Below are 21,556 nucleotides of genomic sequence, written 5' to 3'. Positions count from 1 at the left end.
GGGAATTTAAACATTAAAAAGGGGAATATTGATGAGCTCATCGATCGACGATCTAAACCCAAGAACCGGCCGCGAATTCTTTGGCCATCCAAAAGGACTTCCGACCCTGTTCATGACTGAGATGTGGGAACGCTTTTCGTTCTACGGCATCCGGCCGCTGCTGATCTTATTTATGACCGCCACGATGATGGCAGGCGGATTTGGGTTTGACCGGCCCCAAGCGGCGGCGATCGTCGGCATCTATTCAGCTAGTGTATATCTTTCGTCGCTACCAGGCGGCTGGATCGCCGACCGCCTTCTCGGGCTGCGTCGGGCGATTATGTACGGTGCAGTGTTGATCACGAGCGGCCATCTCTCGATCGGCCTGTCGGGATTGTTTGGCGGAAAAGTCCTGTTCTTTGTCGGCCTGATCCTCATTGTTCTCGGCACCGGTTTGCTCAAGCCGAATATTTCGGCTATCGTCGGAGACCTTTATCCTGAGGGCGGCGAGCGGCGTGACGCCGGATTTTCGATCTTTTACATGGGAATCAACGTCGGTGCTACGTTCGGACAGATCGTGACCGGATTGCTCGGAGAAAAATACGGCTTCCACTGGGGATTTGGTGCTGCCGGCGTCGGTATGCTGGCTGGCTTGATCTGGTTCGCCGTGCGTTCCCGCTCAACCCTCGGGAATATCGGCATCGAGCGGAGCCGCGATCCCGATCCGACGATTCAGGCCGGATACGAAACGCGAGTAAAGATAGTGGTCGCCGTCGGTCTCGCAATTATTGCCTTAATGGTGGTACTGACCGCCACCGGCGTCATCGTTTTAGATCCGCAAGTCGTCGGCGGCTATATGCTTTATGCATTGGTTAGCGTCGCAGTCCTGTTCTTTTTGTATATGTTCATTGCCGGCAAGCTGAACAGTGACGAGAAGAAGCGCGTGGTCGTTATCGGTGTCTTGTTCATCTTCGCGTCGATCTTTTGGGCGGCATTCGAACAGGCTCCAACTTCACTAAATCTGTTTGCCAAGGATTTTACGGAGCGTAATATCGGTTCTTTTGAAGTGCCGGCACTTTGGTTTCAGTCGATCAACTCGTTCCTGATCATCATCTTTGCTCCGGTATTCGCTGGTATATGGACTTACTTTGGTGCCCGGAATATCACCATTTCTGCTCCGGCAAAGTTTGCTCTCGGTCTCGCTCTGGCCGGCATAGGCTTTTTCATAATGATATTCCCTGCCAATATGCTGGTTGCGAGCGGCGGAGCGGTCAAAGTCGCGGCTTGGTGGCTGGCTGCCAGCTATCTTTTCCAGACGTTTGGCGAGCTGCTCCTCAGCCCGGTCGGACTCTCATCGATGACCAAGCTCTCACCTCGCCGGTTCGTCGGTCAGATGATGGGCATATGGTTCCTTGCTGCGTCTGTCGGCAACCTCATCGCCGGGCTCGTCGGCGGTAGCGTTGACCCCGAAAAACTCGAGCAAACGCCCCAGCTATTCACCTGGACGACGATCGCACTTATCGTCTCGGCGGTCATTTTGGGATTGCTCGCTTTCCCGATCTCCAAGATGATGCGAAACACCGAAGACGTCGTTCATGAAGAAAACGTCGAACCGGCGGGGGCCTGACTACTTAATTTCTCGTCCTTGCTCACGGAAAATAGGAGCAGAAGCCGCCGTTGGGATCACCCGCGCCGTTTTTTTGGCTAACTATCGCCGTGTCGTCGGCCGTTCAGGCCTTACCGGCGACATTATATGTCAGAAATGCATGCCAATGTCGGGCGACCACGGTTTTTACTTTCCGATAATCGGTAAAATTTGCTATATTTTTTCAACCCTTCCAAAAATTAAAACAATAAAGGAAAAAATTCGATGAGTGCAAACGCAGCAACGATCGCTAACGGAAATATTAGTGCCGAATCAGGCAAGCACCCCAAGGGACTTTACGTGCTATTTGGAACGGAGATGTGGGAACGCTTCAGCTTTTATTCGATGCTGTCCCTGTTTGTTTTGTATCTCCGCGATCCGGTTAATGGGTTTGGCTGGACCGCAGCCGAAGCGACAGGGCTCTACGCGAACTATCTAATGTTCGTTTACCTTAGTCCGCTGGTCGGCGGCTTCTTGGCCGACAGGTTTCTTGGCTATCGCAAAGCGGTAATGATCGGCGGCTTCTTCTTTATGGCCGGTCACGGCCTGCTGTCGATCCCGACGATGTGGGCCGTCTACGCGGCTCTGACCTGTCTTGTCATCGGTAACGGATTCTTTAAGCCCAATGTGTCGACGATGGTCGGCAACCTTTATCCCGAGGGCAGTCACCTTAAGGATCGGGCGTACAACATCTTTTATCTCGGTATCAACGTCGGAGCTTTCCTGGCTCCGATCGTGATGGAGATCGTAAAGCAGAACGTCGGCGTCCACGCGGCTTTTGCCGTCGCCGCGTTCGGAATGGTCATCTCAGTCGCGATCCTCTGGTATTTCAAGAGTCTTGTGGTTCATGCGGATAAGAAATTTGCTAAGGGCGTCATCGTAGTGGACGATCACGTTATCGAGGATTTCAACACTTCGGCTAATGCAGATCAGGGAACAGACGATCACAAGGGTGCATCGGGCGACTCATCGCGAAGCCGTCTGATGGATACGATCCCCAACTCGAAACGGGTGTTGGCGCTGATCGTGATATTTATCATCGTCATCGTGTTTTGGATGGTCTTTCATCAAAACGGTTCGACCCTAACGTATTTCGCCGACGACAATACGGATTGGACGGTTTCGGGTACGATCTCGAACGCGATCAATGCATTCTGGATCATTACGCTCACCTTCCCGCTGGTGTGGTTCTGGGGCTTCCTCGACCGGCGAGGCAAAGAGCCTTCGACGCCGACTAAGATGGCTTTTGGAATGACGTTGACCGGTCTCTCATTCGTCGTTCTATGGTTTGGCGCGAGTATGGGCGAAAAGGCAGTAAAATCCCCGGCACAATTAAGCTCGGGCGAATTCCGCATCAACGAACGTGTTTTAACCAATCTCGCCGCCGCCGGCTTATCGAAGGACGCTCTCGACAAGATCCAGAAAACGGAAGGTCCGGATGGCAAGAAAACGATTTTTGGGGTCAAATTCTCGCCCAAAAAGGACGAGGCGACCGCCGCCGTAACCTCGGGACAGGATCAGTTGATCGCTGCCATAAACGCAGCGTCGCCCGGAGCTGGCAATGTCCACCACGACGCCATTTTGCAAAACGCGCACCTATTCCGCGTCTCGCCATTCTGGTTGATCTTTGCTTATTTTGTAGTGACACTGGGCGAGCTTATGCTCTCGCCGATGGGTCTCTCGCTGGTATCTAAGGTCGCTCCGATCAGCATTCGCGGCCTGATGATGGGTGGCTGGTTCGTCGCCACCGCGATCGGCAACAAGCTGACAATGATAGGCATCTACTGGGACATTTGGCTCCAGTCGACGTTCTTCCTTGTTCTCGCCTGCATGGCTCTATTTATGGCCATCGTACTATTTGCGATCTTGAAACCTCTCAAGAAAGCGATGCCGGGCGTGTAAACGCTAAAGTAAAATGCCGAAGTAAAAGGGCAAGGCGAAGTAACTGTGCTTCGCCTTGCCTTTTATTTTGTTACTTCGTGCTTTGTCGAAATGCCGCCATCGACTCGGTTGCACCGCGGGCATTTCGTGCGGCCAGGCAGTTGTCCTCTAGAAAATGAGTGAAAATGTCAATAAATATTAATAATTAACATTTATTGACATTGTGCTACTATCATCTGGAGGTATATTGGTACTTATGTCGACGTCCACACTAAATATTTCCCTTCCTGAATCGATGCGGCAATTCGTCGAGAAAAAGATAAAAACTGACGGGTACGGAACTATCAGCGAGTATGTGCGCGAATTGATCCGGGCTGACCAGCGCGTCGAAAATTCGCGCTTCGAAACTCTCATCGCCGAGGCATATGCCAGCGGTGAAACGACTCTTTTGACCAAAGACGATATCAACGAAGGCCGAAGGATCGTTAAAGAACGCATTGAAGCCAGAAAGCTTGCGAAATGAAGATCGTTAAACTTCCGCAGGCTTTCATTGACTTGGTCGAGACGGCCGATTATCTAGCCGAGGAAGATATTTCGGTGGCGGATCGTTTTTTCGATGCGTTTGAGTTAACTCTTGAAGACCTGCGGAGATCACCAAAGATCGGCATCGTGAGAAAATTTAAGAACCATATCGATATCCGAATGTGGTTTGTTCGAGACTTCAAAAAAAGTTTGATCTTTTATACGGAGAATACCGAAGAGATCGTGATTCTCCGCATTATCCACTCCGCTCGTGACTATAAGCGGTTCTTGAAGGACGATTGAACCACTGGTCAATTAGACGCCTACTTTACTTAACTTTCTGCTTATAAGCCGCCATCGCCTCGGTTGCACCGGCGTGCATGATCTCGGGTTTGTGGTATTTCCAGTATTTTTCAAACTCTTCGTCAGTCATTGACGTATTCTCGCCACGGGCTTTTTCTTTAAGAAAATTTTCAGCCCAAGTACGAATATCCATATCGTGATTCAACGCTGAACGGGCGCCGTGCATCAAATTATCGCGTTCCATAGATTATCTAACTCCTTATGTTAGATTATTAGATAATATTTGCCGCAACAAGTCGGCATCGTTTTTGGGGTAAATAAGTGAAAAAGTTTCTAATCATACTTGGCTTGTCGGTTATCACCGCGGGCATTTCGTTCGGCCAGGCCGTTGCTACGGCGCCGACACCACAGACAGTGGCCGGATCAACTACCAAGATCCCGTACGTCAGCAAGGTGCTGGCGAACGGTCTCGAGGTGATCGTCTATCCCGACTCCGGCGTCCCGCTCGTTACGGTCGAGATGGCTGTCCGCAACGGTTCATTTACCGAACCGCCCGAACTCAACGGCCTTTCGCATCTTTACGAACATATGTTCTTTAAGACGAATAAGGCGGTGGGTATTTTTCGTTGCGATTATGCCAAGAGCCTTGGACGGATGGATTATTTCCTCGGTGCCAATTGCGGCGAGCAGCTCAAGTTAAAGTCGCAGATCGGCGATACATCATATATCAACCTACTTGATCAGAGCGGCTATGTCCGAAACGGCACGACGCAGGAGGAGTATGTAAACTACTATTTCACGGCGACCAGCCCAAATCTCGAAACACTTATGCGAGCGATGCGCGACGCGATGTTGTTTCCATCATTCGACGAACGCGAATTTTCACAAGAGATCCAGGTTGTGCTCGGCGAACTCGATCGGCAGCAGTCCGAGCCCGGTTATTACCTTGACCGGACTTTAATGGACAAGCTCTTTTATAAATATCCGTCGCGAAAAAGCCCCGGCGGCACGCGCGAGACCGTAGCAAGTGCGACGACGGAAAAAATGCGTTTGATACAATCGCGGTATTATGTGCCGAACAACGCTGCCTTGCTGGTGACGGGCGACGTTGAGCCTAACCGCATTTTCGCTCTCGCCGAACAGCTCTTTGGCGATTGGAAACGCGGCGATGATCCATTTATTAAGTTTCCGTTGGTCGAGCATCCGCCACTGCTCAAAAGCGAAGGCATTTTTGTTACGCAGGATGTCGAGAATGTGATCGTCCAGATCGGTTGGCAAGGGCCGTCGATCGGCAAGGACAATGCCTCGACCTATGCGGCTGACGTATTTTCCTTCATCGTCGGCCAGCCGGATTCGCGATTTCAGCGTGAAATGATCGATTCCGGGTTAGCGGTTTCGGCCGATGTGCATTACTACACACAGCGAAACGTCGGGCCCATCCGGATCACGCTCGTGACAACGCCCGATAAGGCAAAGGCGGCGGTTGCCAAGATCTACTCTGAGATCGCCAAATTCAATGCGCCCGGTTATTTCACCGACGAAGAACTTGCGAATGCTAAGACACTGGTCGAGTCTCGCGACCTTTATTCGCGCGAAAAGCTCAGCGAATATTCCCATACACTCGGATTTTGGTGGTCGTCGACCGGTACGGATTATTATCGCGGCTACTACGAAAATCTTCGGGCGATCAAACGGCCCGACATCAGCAAGTACATAGCGACCTATATTTTAGGTAAGCCGCACGTCGGCGTCGCGATGTTGTCGGCCGCCTCTAAGGACGAGTCAAAACTCACCGAAGCGGATCTGATAGGGAAATAAGCGGTCGCGGTCACTATAACTGTATGAAGTTAATTAAATTCTTACTGATCATCTCATTTTTTGCCATCCCGTCGTACGCACAGACTGCCGCTACCGGAGCAACGGTTTCGGAATTTGATGTTAACGGCCTAAAGGTCATTTTCAAGCGTCGGACGAGTTCGCCGACGGTGTCGGTCGGACTCTTTGTAAGGGGCGGCGTTCGTAATCAGAGCCCCGGCAATGCCGGTATCGAAAATCTGGCACTCTCCGTCGCGGCCGAATCGAGCAAGCGTTTTCCACGTGAAGTTCTTCGAAAGGAACTCTCCCGAACGGGTTCGGTGATCGGGTCTGGATCGGCCTTTGACTTCAGCGTGATGTCGCTGACCTCGACCGCCGAAAATTTTTCGCGTTCTTGGGGCGTATTTACAGACCTTGTAAAAGATCCGTCTTTTGCCGCCGCCGATGTCGACCGCATACGGTCCGTCATTTTGGCGGGACTAAGGAACGAGTCGGCCAGCCCCGACAGTTCACTTGGCTTGGTTGAAGAAAGCGTGGTTTACGCGGGCCACCCGTACGCAAATCGCCCGCTCGGCACCATCGAAAACGTCACAAAATTTACACCTGATGATCTGCGCAATTACTACAAAGGGTTGCTGCAAACGTCGAGAATGCTTCTGGTCGTCGTCGGAGATGTCGATCTGGCCGAGATGAAAAAGCTTGTGACTGCATCATTCGCCGACCTGCCAAAGGGTGACTACAAGTCCACCCCAATGCCGCGGCTCACATTTGCTAAATCGACACTTGACGTCACGCCGCGAGCACTTAGCACCAATTATATTAAGGGCGTGTTTGAGGCGCCTTCGGTAGGCGATCCTGATTATTACGCAATGCGCGTTGCCGTCGCCCTGCTCCAGAGCAGGGTGTATCAGGAAGTCCGCGTAAAGCGTAATCTCTCATACGCTCCCAATGCCGAAATGGGAAATCTCGGGGCAAACACCGCTGAGATATATGTCACCGCGGTAGACGCGAATCAATCGGTCCGGTTAATGCTGGCTGAGATCGAAAGGCTAAAGACAGAGAAAGTGACCGAAGAAGACGTTACAGGCGTTCCGGGATACTTTTTGACTACATACTATGTTGACCAGGAAACTAACGCCTCACAGGCCGCGGAACTCGCTCGTTATGAGTTGATCGGCGGAGGGTGGCGAAACGCTTCGAAATTTCTTGACGGCATTCGCGGGGTTAAGGGAGATCAGATCAAGGCCGTCGCAAATAAGTATATGAGAAACCTCAGATTTGTCGTCGTCGGCGACCCAAAGGCGATAGACAGGCAATTGTTTACAGGAAACTAAAATACCTCAGACGAGATATAAAAAAGAGCCGCCTCGTTTTGAGGCGGCTCTTTTTTGCCCGCTATTGGCTATCTGGCTTTCGGCTGCCTTTATTCTCGATCGGTGCCGGCTTTTCAGATTTAGGCTCTGATTTTGCCGGCGGCGGTGCCGGCTTGGGCGTGTCCTGTCGCGGCGGCGGAGCATTACGCGGCGTATCTTGCCGCGGTGCCGGCGTGTATCGCGGTGTTTCGGGTCGCGACGTCGGCGGCACAGGCTTCGGCGTTTCCGTCCTGGTCGGCGGGTTATACACCGGCGGCGGCTTTACCCTCTCAGTCGGTTGCGAGACCGTCGGCGGACTCGGCTTTACCGTAGGCTGTCGATCGACCGCGCCCGTGTCACGCGGAGTACGGACGATCGGGGTATCGTTGTTGACCTTCGGCGTGTCCTTTTGTGTGCTAAGGGGCGGCCGTCCGCCAAATACACGTGTTGTCCTCAGCTCATTGTCGAGCGGCTTGTCGGTCGTTCTGACCGTTGCGCCGGTTTGCACAGGAGCGTTACCGGTAATGATCCGCGGCTTTTCTGAACGTATATCGTTACTAAGCGGGCCCTTGATCTCCTTGATCGAAGGCAGTTTAGGGCCGGTGCGGCCATCGTCCGGCACGGTCGAAAGGATCGTTGTCGCTACCGATAGCGGCGGCGTCATATTACCCTTACGCATCCGTCCGAACTCGTCCGCCTTGACCGTTACAACACCCGTGGGTGGTACACTGCCGAGCGGCGGCAGTTTCGGTCCCTTAGGAGGAGGCCCGGCCAATACAGGTGTCGGGGTGACTACCGGATTCGGTGTTGACCGCGGAGTCGGCGTAGGATGCGGCCCTCCGCCGTGGCCACCCCAGCCGCCGCCATTGTAGTAATAGTAGTTGTAATTGTAATAGGCGTACGAATACGGCAACGGATACCAATAGTAGCTGCCACCATAGGACGAAAATACGACCATTCCCGGCGACCACCAGCTTCGCATCGAGCGGTACATTCCATACGGTGTCCAGACCCAACCGCCACTGTCGTATATCCAGCGTCCGTGATGGTAGGTCGCCCATCCCCAGGGCTCATCATTGACCCACGTCCATCCATACGGTGCTATCCAACGCCATTGGCCATAACGGTACGGCGACCAGTTGGAATAACTGCTTGTCGAGGATCGATACGGCCGCCAGACGTAACCGTATTTGTTTGTGTGGATCCACTCTCCGTAGCCGTCCAGGTCCTCGGCGCCGTAAATGTCCTGATCGTAGTACGTGTCGTAATGGGCATTTGCGAGTGACCTTGTAATAATGGAATCGCGATCCATTGCCCAAGTGTCAAAGTCGTCGGCGTATCTGGAGGCATCACCGGTTTCCCATTCGCCGACGGTATCGCCGGCAATATAGACTTTTGCGCTCCGGCCGTTCTTTAACAAAAAGCCTGATGTTTCTGAATAGATCCTCGCCTCGCCGCCCTTTGTTACCGCCAGTTTGATCTGGTTGTCGCCGGGTTGGCCGGCGTCGATGCGGTACATTCCTTCGCGTTGCACGGCGACGGTCGTGCCCGGAGCGTCGATCTCAAAGTAAGACTTGTCCTTGTCAAAATCCCTCACTCGCAGGCTGGCTAATCCCTGAGGTAAGCTGAGGGCTACACCATCGTAATTAAGGCGGCTGATCTTGATGTACGAATTGTCGGAGACCCGCAAATGCGTCGATCGATCAAACTGTACCTCAAAACGTGAGTCGCCGGCGGAGGTGATCTCATCGCCTTCGACGATCGGCAGATTTAGTGTGGCCTTTTCCCATTCCTCCGATTGGAGTCGGCGGATCCGAATATCACCACTGAGATAGCTGATACGAGCCACCCTCGCGGTAACATCGGGAGCGGTGTCATCCTGCTGAACTGCGGTATTGCCGTCCGGCAAATTAACGGTCAACGGAGAATTTGCTCCGGCGATCGACACCGAAGCGAGACCCAAGGCCAAGGCTAGTGTCGCAAATTTAATGGATCGCATATGCTTTCCCTCCAGATTAAAATTTTTTCAAAGACGGATGTTGCTGTGAATCATCCTCACCTATCCAAAGTAGATGCAATTATCGTACCTCACAGTAAAAATCCGGGCGCCGCTGTAAAATGCGACTAACGGTCAGTTCCGGCCAAAATTCAGAGTCCGAAACGGTGCAATTTGTAATGCCGCAGCGACGAAATGGTGTATTTTATACAGCTTAAAAGCCTAAGGAATATTTGACGACGAACGGCCGCGAAGCGATCAGCAATTCACCGTCGTCATTAAATGCGGAACCGAATGCCTGATCAACCGGGAATGACCCGAGCGGCAAACCATTCTCGTCAATAGCGATCATCTTGCTCGTGTCCGAAATAAAAAGTCGACCCTTGGGGTCAATGGCGATCGAGTTTGGTGAGGATACATCGGTGCTGATGCGCTTTAGAAATTGACCGTCCGCCGCAAATTTACAGATCTCGCGGTTGCTTGCGTCGACAGCGTAGACATTATCAAGGCCATCGACGGCGACGTGCGTAAAGCCCTTCAAGGCATTTGCCCGTGTCAAAGCGTCTTTCCGGTCGCTTATAGTGGCGAGTGAGTCACTGAGGATGGCGATCCCTTTACGTCCGGCGGCGACCACTCGGCCATCTGCCGTTACCGCGATGCCGGCAAGATTTGGACGCTCGATCCGCCGCTGAAGCTTGCCGCTCGACCCGTCATAGGCAGCGATACCTCGGGCATCTAGTACATAGACCACTCCGTCACGACCAACCGCCATATCTGCGATAATGGTGGCTCCGGCCGACCACTGCGAAATGAAAATACCTGTGCGATCGAATGTCTGGACGCGGCCGCCCTGATATTCGGCAGAATAGATCCCGCCGCTACTGTCCACACCGATGTATCGATTATCGCTAAATTGGCCGGGCCCGCTGCCTTTGCCGCCAAACTTCAGCAATTCGTTGGCCGGCAACGATTGGGTTGTGCCCCGCTTAGTGATCGGATTGACCGCATTGTTGAAAGCCCGGTCGACCGACCGATATGTGACATACAGGATCGTGGCAACAAAGCCGGCGGTCAGCAGAAAGATCAGTAAGATGCTGCCCAATATCGGTTTTACGACGCGAGACGTCAATTGCCTCTTGGCAATCGAATCATTGGTCGACCAAGCACCCTTTATATCTGCGGTACGTGTTGAGGAAAGAATCGCACCGCGGCCGCCCTCGATCGATTCAACGGCGACCTTTGCCTCTTTCAGGCCCACATCAAATGTTTCCCGAAAAAGCTTGATGGCGGCGATCTTATTTCCATTGGCAATAAGCTTTAGGACCTCTGCCAGATCGAGTTCCATACCCGCCGGATTGTTTGGGTGGAAATCATTCCCGCGGATCAATTCCTGAGGTACTATCACGGTACTGCCGCAGAATTTGCACTTTTGAACCGGTGTGCCTTCGAAATCGAGCGGGGCTGCGCACGATGCACAATCAAATTTTTCGGTCATAGCTTTGATGATTGATCGCCTGATGTTGCAAGCAAGAGTTGCACAATTATAAACTCACACCAGATCTGTATATACGGTCAAGGACGGTCAACTATGAATAAATTTGCATATGTAATTGTAATTCTTGCGGCGTTAGCTATCAATGTGGCGGCCCAGAAGAAACCGGCGGCAACTACCGACCCGACTAAGGGCGTACGTCAGGCATTTGATCGTTTGATCGATGGTATAAAGCAGGTCGATGCCGAAAAAGTGTCGGCTTCCTACGAGAAAAGCGATCGGCTGCTCGTCTTTAATAATAACGGCTCGGCTACCGGTGGTTGGGAAAACATCAAATCAAACGTCGAGTCTTCGTACGCCAAAGTCTCAAATGTGACTATCGACGTGACCGGCGTTCGAGTCGAAATGCTCAGCAAGACGGCAGCTTATGTCTCGTGTAAGTGGAAGCAAACACAGGAGAACGACGGAAAGCTTGAAAGTGCATCCGGGCGAATGACGCTTGTTTACAAGTTGATCGGCAAGGATTGGAAGATCGTGCACCGCCACACTTCGCCGGATAATCCGGGCCCGACGCGGCCGGTATTTCCATCCGAAAGAACTGAACAATAGTCGCCGGAAACAAACAAAAAAGCCGCGTGTATCTTTCAACACGCGGCTTTTTCTGTTTCCTTTTGTAGTGGTTAGACTGTAGCTCCCGGATAACTGCCGCCGAGCCGCCCAATATCACCCTCGGCTAGCGAACTTACCAATTCATAATGGAAGTAGTCAAATTTGGACGCTACCGGAGGTTGAACGCGCTTGTCGTACATCTCGCGTGAGCGGTCGATCGCCTCACGAAGCCTTTCGTAAAGATCGTGAGCCTCGCGCCCTTCCTGCACCCTTTTCTCATTATAGAGCTTGATCTCGGATACTAGCAGTCGTGCGAACCGCCGTGCGTCATTGTGGTAACGGCGTTCCTCATCTGCGACCTCGATGGGCAGGTCGACATTGCGATCGCTAAGACGGCTTCCGATCGGAAGCGAGACCTTTTCGACCACGGGGGTGAGATTGGACGCCGGAATAGCACCGATCGCTGTCGCTGGCTCAAATTTCTCGATCGGTCGGTCAAAGGGCGACACGTCATTGAATGAAACTGCCGGTTCCGAAACTGTGGGTGTATCGAATTGAACGGTCGGCGCCGTATATGGAGTCTCGGCCTCGTCCGATGTTTCCTTTTCGACGTTGAAATGATCAAACGCCGTCTCAACTACCGGACTGTGATCGACAGCAGGTTCATACGCCGCGAAACTTTCGGATTCGATGACGTGTTCGACCTCCGCGGTATGAATTTCTGCCGTTTCCACCGTGATCGACGAAGAATCGACGATCTCTGTGTGGGTTTCGGTTATCGACGACACGGTCTCGAACTGAACGCTTTCAGATCGCAAAAATTCCGGAGTCTCGAAATCCTTTGACTCGGCCGGAGTATCGTCCGTTGCGTCGGCAACGGCGTGATCAGCGTGGTCACTATCAGTATCAACATTTTCTGCGTCTACACGTTCATCATCAACGATTTCCGTGTCGACATTTACCTCATAAACATTTTCTACTTCAGGCGTTTCAGCTTCAACAATTTCATTATCGGTGATCTCACCTTCGGCAGTCTCTACGACCGCCGAATATTCTGAAACCGGAGTTTCCGGAATATGTTTAGTTTCGACGTCTGCCTCAGGATACATATCGGCGACATTCTCCTCCGATCTGTACGGCTCTGAGTCGTAGCCGAATGCCGGCGGGTGCGTTGCCTCGTTTTCTGCGACAACTTCGGCCTGATCTGCGTCAATGTCAGCGTTTTCGCTGTGAGCGTCCGCGGACTCGTAAAACGGCGATGCGACAACCGGGACAGCGTCGAACGAACTCTCGCTATGGACCGACTCGTTTTCGTGATTGTCGTCTGCGACTTCCGCAACGGCCGCCGGTTCAGAACCATATCGAGCAGCCTTTGCCGATGCCAGCATTTCGACCGTCAGGCCTGCCACGCGAACCAGCATTTCTAAGGCGTCCGTGTTTACGGCAACGCCTTCGTGGCCGTAATCAGCGTACAAAACTGCGACGCCGCGGCCGCGAGCGACCAGCGGGATCGCGTACATCCGATCGGGCTGGCCAAACTCAAGCGGTTCCAAAAAGGAATTGTCTTCGGTATAGGTTCCGAACCAACCTTCGGACATCGATTGACCCCGTACCGAATTGCCCAAGATCGAATCTGCCGCAACCGGGAAGTGAATGTCGCGAACCGCATTCTCACCATTACCGGCTTCTTTGCCAAATACTTTCCAACCGACAAAATGATCACCCTTAATGATAAAAAACGCACCGCGAGGCGTGAAAGATGCCGCGTGCTGAATGAGCGCTTTAAGGATCGCTGACTGCGAATCTTTACTGCTGATATCAATAACGGCTTCTTTAATGTCGGCGAGATTAAACTCAGGAGTCGCGAGTCTCTCCATTTCTTCCGCGTTAGTGATGGCCGTTGCGGTGATCTTCGCGCCCTCGTCACGGGCAAGCCGCATATGCTCGACTACCGATTCGCGGAATCCTTCGTCGAACGTGTGTTCTGAGTCAAAACGAGCAGAAAAACCATTGAATGCCTCATCGATGTGGGATTTGTGTTTTTCAAACTCGCTCTCTATCTTGATCTGAAATTCCGTAACGTCATCGCGCATCTCCGCGATGACCTGTTTGAGATAATTCTCAAATTCGGCCTTCAGACTTTGTTCGAGTTCTTCGCTATTCACTGGGTCTTTCCTCCATTGGCTGGCAACGATCCTAAAATCGGGATGTAAAAGGTCTGTAGATATGAGTAGAAAATAAGTTTGTGGTCGGAGTGACGATACGCGTAAACCGCCACAAAACAAATTATGACCAATTTGACCGAATTATGTCAAGAATTTCTTTTGATTCAACAAAATAAAGAAATGGTAATGTAGCGTTTTTGACTAGGTAGCAACGACTGTTATGGCGGGATCGATCTCTTCTTTGATCATATTTTCGATCGCCATCAGCGTCCCTGTAAGCGAACTGGGGCAACTGCCGCAGGCACCCTCATAGCGGATCCTCAATATGTCGTTATCAAGTTCGAGTACTTCCAGCCATCCCCCGTCACCCGCAAGATATGGACGAATGCGTTCGTCGAGAAGGGCATTGATCTCACCGAGCTTAGGGTCGTCACTTGCGGCCGCGGCGATCGCTCCGCCGACCATCGCAGCAGCAGCTTTGCCCTTGCTAGTCGCAACCGCCTCAGCCGCTCTGATCGGAACGGCAAGTTCCGGTAGTATCTCGTCCCATTCAGCGTCATCGGTCTTTTCGACCGTGACCATTTTGTCCATATAGAATACAGAGACAACGGATCCGGTCTCAAAGATCGAGCGGGCGAATTGATCGTCCGCCGCCGCCTCAGCCGACTTGAACGAGTGGGACGTGCCGTGCGAGACCGGCTCCTTTAAAATGAACTTTACCGCGTTCGGATTCGGCGTTTCCTGTATGTCTGCGATCTTTGGCATCTAATAACTACGGCCTGAAAGACAAGCCTAGACTAATAGGATGATAAATCCTTACATTATTGTCAACATTAGATTTCCAATTAGGGATCACCGTGCCAGGTGCGATTAGATCCAAAAATGGCAGCCGCACTGATCGCCAGTACGGCCGCCAAAAACAAAAATAGGCCCCTACTCATATCCGGAAATAAACATCGGATATAAACCGGAAGATGATGCTCTGATTACTCAGTGATATGAATGTCCTCGGTCTTGTTAACTCGGCTTGAGAGAAACATTGCTCCCAGTGCGAGAAACGCGATCAGAAAGATGATCGAAACTACCAAGTAAAGTTTATTGTCTCCACTCGTTGAGTATTGATAGAATGAAAACGCAGCAATTATTGCTGAAAGAACCGCCAAAATACCGTTTAGCATAATAGTCACCTCCGATCTAGATATAGGGCCGGAAAATTCGAAGTTTGTCAGCCGATATCATTCGCACCTTACTTACCGAAAAAACCTAGCTACTTCGAACGCAAACTGAACCATTTCAAACGTCTTGTGGAATTCACCCTCATATTAACGCCACTTTGTTGTTAAAGGCAAGTAAAATCAACCGATCGCCCAAATCATTTTTTAACGGCGATCACCGTTCGAGGTATTTGCTGGAGATCCGGCAGGACAATGACGGTACGCCAGACCATTGGATCGAACATTTCACAGACGATCTCAGATTGTCCGGCACCGATCTCAAGCATCAATATGCCGCCATCTAGCAGAAATGTCGGAGCCCCGGCGATGATCCTTTCTATGATCTCGATGCCGGATCCGCCATCTGTCAGAGCGACACGCGGTTCGAACTCGGAGACCTCCGGTTGAAGGGCCGGCATATCGCTTGAGGGAATGTAGGGCGGATTTGAGAGAATCGCGTGAAACTGCCGCGGCGTCAGCGATCCGTAAATATCTGACGATCTAAGATCGAGGCGGCCAAGCACATTGTGTCGATCGGCATTTTTTCGGGCGACTGCCAACGCAGCTTCCGAAATGTCCAGTCCTACCGCCGTTGCGTTCGGAACATTGTAAAGCACCGAAATTGAGATGCAGCCTGAACCAACGCCGATCTCGCAAAACTGGGGTTCATCTATCTTGCTGAGTTCGTCGATAGCCCGAGCAACCAGCAACTCCGTCTCGGGGCGTGGTATCAGTACCGACGGGCTGACTTCAAAATCGAGAGCGTAAAATTCCTGGCGGCCGACAATGTACTGAAACGGCTCCCGAGATGAGCGGCGCTTGACCGATTCATCTATCGCCGCCGTCTCGTCAACCGTTAAAATATACTCGGGATGCGCGATCAGAAAAACGCGTTCACGGCCGATCGCAAAAGCTATCAGCGACGCCGCCTCACGGCGGGATTCAGGTATTCCGCTATTTTCCAACCGCTCAGTCGCGGCGGCCAATGCCTCGGCGATGTTCATCGTGCCCCATCACCGCGAAAGACCGCAGGTATCGTAAGTAACATTATCTTGGCATCCAGGAGCAAGGACCAGTTCTCGATGTAATAGAGATCTATCTTGACCATCTCGTCAAATGTCAGGCGATTGCGGCCCGACACTTGCCAGAGTCCGGTTATCCCGGGTTTCATATCGAGCCGCTTTCGGTGCCAAATGTCGTATTCCTCGACCTCGTATGGGATCGGCGGACGCGGGCCGACTATGCTCATTTCGCCGCGTATGACATTTAAAAGTTGCGGTAATTCGTCGATACTTGTGCGGCGAATGAATGAGCCGACGCGAGTGACGCGCGGGTCATTTTTCACCTTGCCGTATATCGGTGAGCTTTCGTTGCCGGCATTTGCCTCGGCGTCGCCGACAATATTCTTTTGATATGCTTCGCGATGGATCGCGTCGTCCGAGTCGGCAGCCATCGAGCGAAACTTAAAGCATAGAAACATCCTGCCATCCATCCCGACGCGTTCCTGACGGTAGATCAGCGGTCCCTTGGAATCGATCCGTACCAATATTGCGGCCGCCAGCCAGATCGGAGCCGTAATGATCGCGGCTACAATTGCCAAAACGATATCGGATAGACGTTTTACAAATCGCTGGACGTCTGTCAGCGGTTCACGAAAAAGACGGACCATCGGTAGGACACCGATCTGATCGACGCTCGTCTTTTGCGGCAATACGTTGAAAAGATTAGGCGCAAAGCGAAATTCCACTCGCTGGTTGCGTCCTAGTTTCATCATTGCCTCAAACAAACGATCACCGGAGAAACTGTCATCGGTGATTATCACCTCTTGGATCCTGTATCGGACGATGTGTAAGTCGAGGTCTCGGACGTGTCCGACCACCGGAATGATTTTTCCGCCGTCCAGTGTGATCGTCTCGGGTGCGGAGTCACCGGTCGCAACCAGACCTATCACTTTATAACCGAGATATTTGCGTTCAGAAAGTTCTTGTACGGTCCGGACCGCTTCGTTCGACGTGCCTACGATCATCGTCGGGATCAGATTGATACCGCGTTCGCGAAGCCCGGCTTGAATACGCCGGATCGCAAAGTGAAATCCGCCGATCATCAAAAGCGAGAAGAAAAAGTCTGCTATAAAAATACTTCGTGAATATGAGAATTCGCGGTAGGCAAATCCGCCTCGGAACAGAAACGCCCATGCCACGGTCAAAAGCGAACTCACGGTTGCTGCCTGTAAGTACCGGATCGCCTCGGCCGAGTACGAAAACGCACCGTCAAAACGATAGGCCCGCTGATAGATCAGCATCGCCAAACGGGCCGGCACGGCAAAATACAATATTCCCGAATATGGTGCAAACTCTGCTGACCAGGACCACGATCCCGGGGCAAATATCGGCTGGCCCTGACGCACCACAAATGCCGCCCAAAGGCTCAACGCCGAAAGCCCCGCATCGATCACAAGCGCGATAAGCTTAACAAACGGCATTACCCAGGTTGGCATAATGTTTTTAGGAATTTCTGCTTTCGCGTCAGACATCGTATCGGGCGGGCGTAGATTCGCCACTTACTTTTTATGCTAATGGGCCAAGGTATGCAAATGCGGTTTCGAGCCCATTGCTGACATATTACTTCTATTGGTATATTCTTTCGTTTGTTCAATGAAAATTCTCATCACCGCGCCAGAACTAGACGAAACCCGCAATGTCAGCGGAATCTCAACGGTGGTGCGGCAGATCATTGAAAATTGCCCGTCGAGATACACGCATTTTGTCGCGGGAAGCACCGATGGCGAGGGAAAAGGAGCTCGATGGGCGTTGAAGCAGATCGCGTTGCCATTGCGGTTTCTGATTGCGGTAATTCGCTCAAAGCCCGACCTGATCCACCTGAATACCGCGTTGACCAACCTCTCGATCTGGCGCGACCTAATGTTGCTATTGGTTGGCCGGGTTGCCCGTCGGCCGGTCATTCTTGCTATTCACGGCGGCAAATACCTTATGAGCAGGCCTGCGAGCGCAAGCGTCGATCGGGCGATCGGATTTATGCTCAGACACTCCGCGGCGGTCATTGTCCTGAGCGAGATCGAAAGAGCGTCACTTTCCCGCCGTTGGCCGAATATTGAACTGACCGTATTGCCAAATGCTGTCGATCGCAGAAATGCTCCGCTGATCGAGCGGTCAAATAACGTGCCGGTAGTCGTCTTTCTCGGCCGTATCCACGAGTCAAAGGGCATTCGCCAGTTGGCAGAAGCTTGTGGCAAAGTGCATCGCTCCGGAACCGAGTTTATCCTAAGATGTTGCGGTGACGGGCCTGAGCGGAAATGGTTCGTTGATGCGATGACCGACGAACTTCAGACTGCGTTCGAATATCGCGGTGTGGTTGCGGGGACGGAGAAATGGGCGACGCTTGCGTCAAGTGATATTTTTGTCCTGCCGTCCGTTTACGGCGAGGGAATGCCGATGGCAATGCTTGAGGCAATGGCGTGTCGGTGCGTCGTTATAGCATCGGACAATGCATCGATCACCGCCGTGATCGATAACGGCGAAAACGGTTTTATCGTGCCATCGGGCGACGCCGATGCGCTTGCCAAGACCCTTTCCAAGGTAATTGCGGCGCGTGAAGATTGGCCTATGATCGGTGACGCCGCTAGAAAAACGGTAGCAGATAAATTCTCGTCCGACGACTATTTTGCCGCACTCGACTCGATATATTTACGGGCCGTTGACGACAGTTAAAATGAACCTTACCGAACGAAAGCAAAAACAACTGCGAGTGGTTAGCTTGTTTCCCGATATTTGCGAAAGTGATGCGTTGATCGGCAAGATCGATGAACTCGTTCAACGCGATACCGGGGCGTACGTGTGTTTTTCGACCGTTCATATGGTGATGGAGTCGTACGATGATCCCGACTTCGGTGACAAGGTAAACAGCGCAGACATTATCGTGACCGACGGTATGCCGCTGGTCTGGATGCAGCGTCTTCAGGGCGGTCGATCGGCATCAAGGGTGCGTGCCAATGATCTGATGATCGCACTTTGCCATTTCGCTCAGGAAAAAGGGTTGACGGTAGGATTTTATGGCGGCGCTCCGGAGGTCATTGATGCGATCAAGCATCGCGCGGCGGACGAGTTTCCGGATCTAAAGGTCTCGTATGCTTATTCGCCGCCATTTCGACCGTTATCGGAGGCAGAGGATGCCGCGATCGTCGACGAACTAAACCGCGTTCGGCCGGACCTTCTGTTTATGGGATTGGGGTGTCCGAAGCAGGAAAACTGGATGTACGCTCACCGCGACCGTGTTGATTCGGTAATGCTCGGCGTTGGTGCGTCGTTCGATTTTTTTGCCGGTAATGTTCGCGAATGTCCGCCCTGGCTTGGCCGTTTCGGGCTCGAATGGCTATTTCGGCTTACGCAGGAGCCGCGGCGGTTGTGGTATCGATATCTAGTACTGAATCCGCGGTTCATTCTGCTGACGATCGGACAGTTGACCGGCCTCAAACGATTTGAACGCTAGGTCGTACGTCGTGCTTTGCCCTTTTGGACAAAAAGCTAGATAATACAGGCTTGCGGACGCATCGGATAAATGAAATTTTTCTCGGATATTAGGCTTCTATTTTTGGCGATCTGGTTGGGTGCCGCCGTCTTCTTTATAGGCGTCGCACAATCTTCGTTCGCGGTATTGCCGACACGCGAATTGGCCGGAAGCGTCGTCAATCGGACGTTGGCGATCATAAATTATTCAGGGCTAATTATCTCGGTGGTGTTGATCCTGACGTCGCTGATCGCCTCGTCGCGGATCTCGCAGTTATGGTTGTGGGTCGAAAGGTTTCTGCTGCTTGTGATTGCCGCGTCGTGTGCCGTCGGTCAATTTGTGATCGGCTTTTGGTTGTCATCTATCAGACTCCAGCTTGGCCGTCCGATCGATGATGTTGCCGTCGACGACCCTTTGCGAATTCAATTCAACACTCTTCACGAGTATTCGGTTTGGGTTTTATTTGCCGGTATGATCGCTGCTTTGATCGCTTTCTTTATTATCGCTAATCGGAGATTCGGCACCGAAAGTTCTGCCGCATCAGATGTTTACGATTTTCAGAAAGAGTTTAAGATATAGACTATATGGAACTTATAGAAAGATCGGGCGAGTTTTCGACTCGTTTTGGCCGTTGGAATGCTAACGAAGACCTGACGGGTTATCCGTGGATCGAAAATATTCACGCTCCATTCACGCCGGTACGGCGAGCGTTGCCGATGATGAATCTCGGCCTTATTTCGTCTGCCGGTGCGTACATTAACGGTACCGAGGCATTCGATCTCGAATCCAAGGGCGGCGATACGTCGTATCGCGAGATACCGGTCGAGATCGAAGCGGCGGACCTTCTATATGCCGCGAAGGGTTACGATCCTAAGGCCGTCGGCGAAGACAGAAACTCACTTATCCCGATCGACCGACTACTCGAGTATCAGGCAAACTCGGTGCTGGGCAGTCTGAATAGCGCGTGGTGGAGCGTAAGTAGTTTCATACCTGATGCTAACGCCGTCGCCGAAATACTGGCCCCAAGCTTGGTCGACCGAATAAAATTTTACCGAATTCAGGCCGTGTTGTTGATACCCGCCTCGAAACTTTGCCATCAGACTCTCGGCATCGTTGCCCGTGCTATCGAAGCCAGCGGGATCCCGACGATCAACATATCGGTCGACTCAAAGATCACCGATCAGGTCAGGCCGCCGCGAACTGCCTACTACAAAGGCAATTTTGGCTCCGTCGCCGGCGAACCAAATTGGCCCGAGTATCAACTCCGTATTGTGGACGAGACATTACGATTGATGGAGACCTTTGATCAACCGGGTTCGCGTAAGCTAAGCGTGATCCAACAAAGCCAGGTCGAGGCCGCACGCGGTGAGCGTTAAGGACTCATTTGCCAGTTTTTGATCGCGTCGATAGGGAACAGCAGCATTATGATGTTGATGACCAGACTGTCTTTGATAAACACGATCAGGAGAGCCTCGGTAGTCAGGAATAGCAACAGCGAACGCCAAAACTTCAGCTTGTAGGCTATTACAAATCCGGTCGCACAACAGGCAATGTCGGCGATCGAATTGATTATCGAATCGCCAAAATAATCGAGCGAAATGGTCGCCGCGCGATATCGCTCGATCACCATAGTAGAGTTCTCGGCGACTTCCCACGAGCTCTCAATAAATATCGCGAGAGCCAAACGCCATACGATCGGCATTCGCCTGAATACAAACCCGATCAGCCAAAATTCTATAACGCCGTGCAGTACGTGCGTGAATGAGTACGGGTCGATGATGTGCTGAGAATTGTGTGTTGACCATATATTCCACGCCCAGGGAACCATATCACCGGCCTGACACCACCATACGCGGCCCTGCATCTGCAGTATTACGACGACCGCGACGACCATCATCAGATACGTGGCCATCGCGTATCGGTTATCGGTAATGTCGGCCCACAGACTCTGTTTGATCGGATCGTCCGCACTCATATCGTCACATTGTCGTGGCAAAGCGATATATTAGCAAGGGAGATGAGCTGCGAGCATCAAACAGCCAACCCGCCGACAGTCTGC

At 52.1% G+C, this 21,556-nt stretch carries 20 protein-coding genes; 11 read left to right on the top strand and 9 right to left on the bottom strand.

Annotated elements, in window-relative coordinates; genetic code table 11:
• The first annotated feature begins 31 nt into the window (after positions 1-31).
• The 4 genes from IPQ00_12210 to IPQ00_12195 all read left to right on the top strand — a co-directional run bounded on the left by IPQ00_12210 (position 32) and on the right by IPQ00_12195 (position 4,330).
• Positions 32-1,606: a peptide MFS transporter gene (locus IPQ00_12210; GenBank protein ID MBL0241322.1), complete on the top strand. Its 1,575-nt coding sequence runs from the start codon at positions 32-34 to the stop codon at positions 1,604-1,606.
• Positions 1,607-1,849: 243 nt separating this feature from the next.
• Positions 1,850-3,526, top strand: a complete 1,677-nt coding sequence (locus IPQ00_12205; protein MBL0241321.1) for a peptide MFS transporter — start codon at positions 1,850-1,852, stop codon at positions 3,524-3,526.
• A 235-nt stretch (positions 3,527-3,761) separates the two neighbouring features.
• Positions 3,762-4,028 carry a type II toxin-antitoxin system ParD family antitoxin gene (locus IPQ00_12200; GenBank protein ID MBL0241320.1) on the top strand — a complete coding sequence of 89 codons (267 nt, stop codon included), beginning with the start codon at positions 3,762-3,764 and terminating at the stop codon, positions 4,026-4,028.
• Positions 4,025-4,330 (top strand): type II toxin-antitoxin system RelE/ParE family toxin, encoded by a 306-nt coding sequence (locus IPQ00_12195; GenBank protein ID MBL0241319.1) that lies wholly within the window; start codon positions 4,025-4,027, stop codon positions 4,328-4,330. Before IPQ00_12200 ends, IPQ00_12195 begins: the two co-directional genes overlap by 4 nt.
• 25 nt (positions 4,331-4,355) lie before the next feature.
• On the opposite strand, the gene IPQ00_12190 is transcribed toward IPQ00_12195, so the two are convergent.
• Positions 4,356-4,574, bottom strand: coding sequence for a hypothetical protein (locus IPQ00_12190; protein MBL0241318.1), 219 nt, complete (start codon positions 4,572-4,574; stop codon positions 4,356-4,358).
• 77 nt (positions 4,575-4,651) lie between these two features.
• Here IPQ00_12190 and IPQ00_12185 point away from each other — a divergent pair, with 77 nt between their 5' ends.
• Complete coding sequence (locus IPQ00_12185) at positions 4,652-6,148, top strand: insulinase family protein (GenBank protein ID MBL0241317.1); 1,497 nt, start codon at positions 4,652-4,654, stop codon at positions 6,146-6,148.
• A gap of 23 nt (positions 6,149-6,171) precedes the next feature.
• On the top strand, positions 6,172-7,479 hold the full coding sequence (locus tag IPQ00_12180) for an insulinase family protein (GenBank protein ID MBL0241316.1): 1,308 nt from the start codon (positions 6,172-6,174) through the stop codon (positions 7,477-7,479).
• A 61-nt stretch (positions 7,480-7,540) separates the two neighbouring features.
• On the opposite strand, the gene IPQ00_12175 is transcribed toward IPQ00_12180, so the two are convergent.
• Positions 7,541-9,496 (bottom strand): hypothetical protein, encoded by a 1,956-nt coding sequence (locus tag IPQ00_12175; GenBank protein MBL0241315.1) that lies wholly within the window; start codon positions 9,494-9,496, stop codon positions 7,541-7,543.
• Positions 9,497-9,707: 211 nt separating this feature from the next.
• On the bottom strand, positions 9,708-10,988 hold the full coding sequence (locus IPQ00_12170) for a hypothetical protein (protein MBL0241314.1): 1,281 nt from the start codon (positions 10,986-10,988) through the stop codon (positions 9,708-9,710).
• A gap of 93 nt (positions 10,989-11,081) precedes the next feature.
• Between IPQ00_12170 and IPQ00_12165 the strand changes: the two genes are divergently transcribed.
• Positions 11,082-11,594: a nuclear transport factor 2 family protein gene (locus IPQ00_12165; protein ID MBL0241313.1), complete on the top strand. Its 513-nt coding sequence runs from the start codon at positions 11,082-11,084 to the stop codon at positions 11,592-11,594.
• 71 nt (positions 11,595-11,665) lie between these two features.
• Here the strand turns inward: IPQ00_12165 and IPQ00_12160 are convergent, their stop codons facing one another.
• The 5 genes from IPQ00_12160 to IPQ00_12140 all read right to left on the bottom strand — a co-directional run bounded on the left by IPQ00_12160 (position 11,666) and on the right by IPQ00_12140 (position 17,470).
• On the bottom strand, positions 11,666-13,759 hold the full coding sequence (locus tag IPQ00_12160) for a hypothetical protein (GenBank protein MBL0241312.1): 2,094 nt from the start codon (positions 13,757-13,759) through the stop codon (positions 11,666-11,668).
• Positions 13,760-13,960: 201 nt separating this feature from the next.
• Complete coding sequence (locus IPQ00_12155; protein ID MBL0241311.1) at positions 13,961-14,524, bottom strand: NifU family protein; 564 nt, start codon at positions 14,522-14,524, stop codon at positions 13,961-13,963.
• 221 nt (positions 14,525-14,745) lie between these two features.
• The gene (locus IPQ00_12150; protein ID MBL0241310.1) at positions 14,746-14,937 is read right to left on the bottom strand and encodes a hypothetical protein; all 192 of its coding nucleotides are present in this window, start codon (positions 14,935-14,937) and stop codon (positions 14,746-14,748) included.
• Positions 14,938-15,131: 194 nt separating this feature from the next.
• Positions 15,132-15,977, bottom strand: a complete 846-nt coding sequence (gene prmC, locus IPQ00_12145; GenBank protein MBL0241309.1) for a peptide chain release factor N(5)-glutamine methyltransferase — start codon at positions 15,975-15,977, stop codon at positions 15,132-15,134.
• A complete protein-coding gene (locus tag IPQ00_12140; protein ID MBL0241308.1) occupies positions 15,974-17,470 on the bottom strand; it encodes a sugar transferase in 1,497 nt (498 codons plus the stop codon). The genes prmC and IPQ00_12140 overlap by 4 nt, the downstream gene beginning before the upstream one ends.
• A gap of 157 nt (positions 17,471-17,627) precedes the next feature.
• Between IPQ00_12140 and IPQ00_12135 the strand changes: the two genes are divergently transcribed.
• From IPQ00_12135 to IPQ00_12120, 4 genes are all read left to right on the top strand, one after another.
• Positions 17,628-18,701: a glycosyltransferase family 4 protein gene (locus IPQ00_12135; GenBank protein MBL0241307.1), complete on the top strand. Its 1,074-nt coding sequence runs from the start codon at positions 17,628-17,630 to the stop codon at positions 18,699-18,701.
• A gap of 1 nt (position 18,702) precedes the next feature.
• Positions 18,703-19,479, top strand: a complete 777-nt coding sequence (locus IPQ00_12130; protein MBL0241306.1) for a WecB/TagA/CpsF family glycosyltransferase — start codon at positions 18,703-18,705, stop codon at positions 19,477-19,479.
• A gap of 69 nt (positions 19,480-19,548) precedes the next feature.
• A complete protein-coding gene (locus tag IPQ00_12125) occupies positions 19,549-20,076 on the top strand; it encodes a DUF4149 domain-containing protein (GenBank protein ID MBL0241305.1) in 528 nt (175 codons plus the stop codon).
• Between the two features lie 5 nt (positions 20,077-20,081).
• Entirely contained in the window at positions 20,082-20,873 is a 792-nt protein-coding gene (locus tag IPQ00_12120) for a hypothetical protein (GenBank protein MBL0241304.1), read from the top strand.
• Here the strand turns inward: IPQ00_12120 and IPQ00_12115 are convergent.
• Positions 20,870-21,409, bottom strand: a complete 540-nt coding sequence (locus IPQ00_12115) for a DUF2585 family protein (protein ID MBL0241303.1) — start codon at positions 21,407-21,409, stop codon at positions 20,870-20,872. The genes IPQ00_12120 and IPQ00_12115 overlap by 4 nt on opposite strands.
• Between the last annotated feature and the right edge of the window lie 147 nt (positions 21,410-21,556).

It is taken from the genome of Chloracidobacterium sp., from assembly GCA_016720705.1.
Taxonomy (GTDB): domain Bacteria; phylum Acidobacteriota; class Blastocatellia; order Pyrinomonadales; family Pyrinomonadaceae; genus OLB17.
The sequence above is the reverse complement of the archived record's forward strand: the minus strand, read 5'-3'. Positions and strand labels throughout refer to the sequence as shown.

Excerpts from the sequence above, each read along its gene's own strand:
- IPQ00_12210 (MBL0241322.1), top strand. The coding sequence starts at position 32 with ATGAGCTCATCGATCGACGATCTAAACCCAAGAACCGGCCGCGAATTC.
- IPQ00_12205 (MBL0241321.1), top strand. The coding sequence starts at position 1,850 with ATGAGTGCAAACGCAGCAACGATCGCTAACGGAAATATTAGTGCCGAA.
- IPQ00_12200 (MBL0241320.1), top strand. The coding sequence starts at position 3,762 with ATGTCGACGTCCACACTAAATATTTCCCTTCCTGAATCGATGCGGCAA.
- IPQ00_12195 (MBL0241319.1), top strand. The coding sequence starts at position 4,025 with ATGAAGATCGTTAAACTTCCGCAGGCTTTCATTGACTTGGTCGAGACG.
- IPQ00_12190 (MBL0241318.1), bottom strand. The coding sequence starts at position 4,574 with ATGGAACGCGATAATTTGATGCACGGCGCCCGTTCAGCGTTGAATCAC.
- IPQ00_12180 (MBL0241316.1), top strand. The coding sequence starts at position 6,172 with ATGAAGTTAATTAAATTCTTACTGATCATCTCATTTTTTGCCATCCCG.
- IPQ00_12175 (MBL0241315.1), bottom strand. The coding sequence starts at position 9,496 with ATGCGATCCATTAAATTTGCGACACTAGCCTTGGCCTTGGGTCTCGCT.
- IPQ00_12170 (MBL0241314.1), bottom strand. The coding sequence starts at position 10,988 with ATGACCGAAAAATTTGATTGTGCATCGTGCGCAGCCCCGCTCGATTTC.
- IPQ00_12165 (MBL0241313.1), top strand. The coding sequence starts at position 11,082 with ATGAATAAATTTGCATATGTAATTGTAATTCTTGCGGCGTTAGCTATC.
- IPQ00_12155 (MBL0241311.1), bottom strand. The coding sequence starts at position 14,524 with ATGCCAAAGATCGCAGACATACAGGAAACGCCGAATCCGAACGCGGTA.
- IPQ00_12150 (MBL0241310.1), bottom strand. The coding sequence starts at position 14,937 with ATGCTAAACGGTATTTTGGCGGTTCTTTCAGCAATAATTGCTGCGTTT.
- prmC (MBL0241309.1), bottom strand. The coding sequence starts at position 15,977 with ATGAACATCGCCGAGGCATTGGCCGCCGCGACTGAGCGGTTGGAAAAT.
- IPQ00_12140 (MBL0241308.1), bottom strand. The coding sequence starts at position 17,470 with ATGCCAACCTGGGTAATGCCGTTTGTTAAGCTTATCGCGCTTGTGATC.
- IPQ00_12135 (MBL0241307.1), top strand. The coding sequence starts at position 17,628 with ATGAAAATTCTCATCACCGCGCCAGAACTAGACGAAACCCGCAATGTC.
- IPQ00_12130 (MBL0241306.1), top strand. The coding sequence starts at position 18,703 with ATGAACCTTACCGAACGAAAGCAAAAACAACTGCGAGTGGTTAGCTTG.
- IPQ00_12125 (MBL0241305.1), top strand. The coding sequence starts at position 19,549 with ATGAAATTTTTCTCGGATATTAGGCTTCTATTTTTGGCGATCTGGTTG.
- IPQ00_12120 (MBL0241304.1), top strand. The coding sequence starts at position 20,082 with ATGGAACTTATAGAAAGATCGGGCGAGTTTTCGACTCGTTTTGGCCGT.
- IPQ00_12115 (MBL0241303.1), bottom strand. The coding sequence starts at position 21,409 with ATGGCCACGTATCTGATGATGGTCGTCGCGGTCGTCGTAATACTGCAG.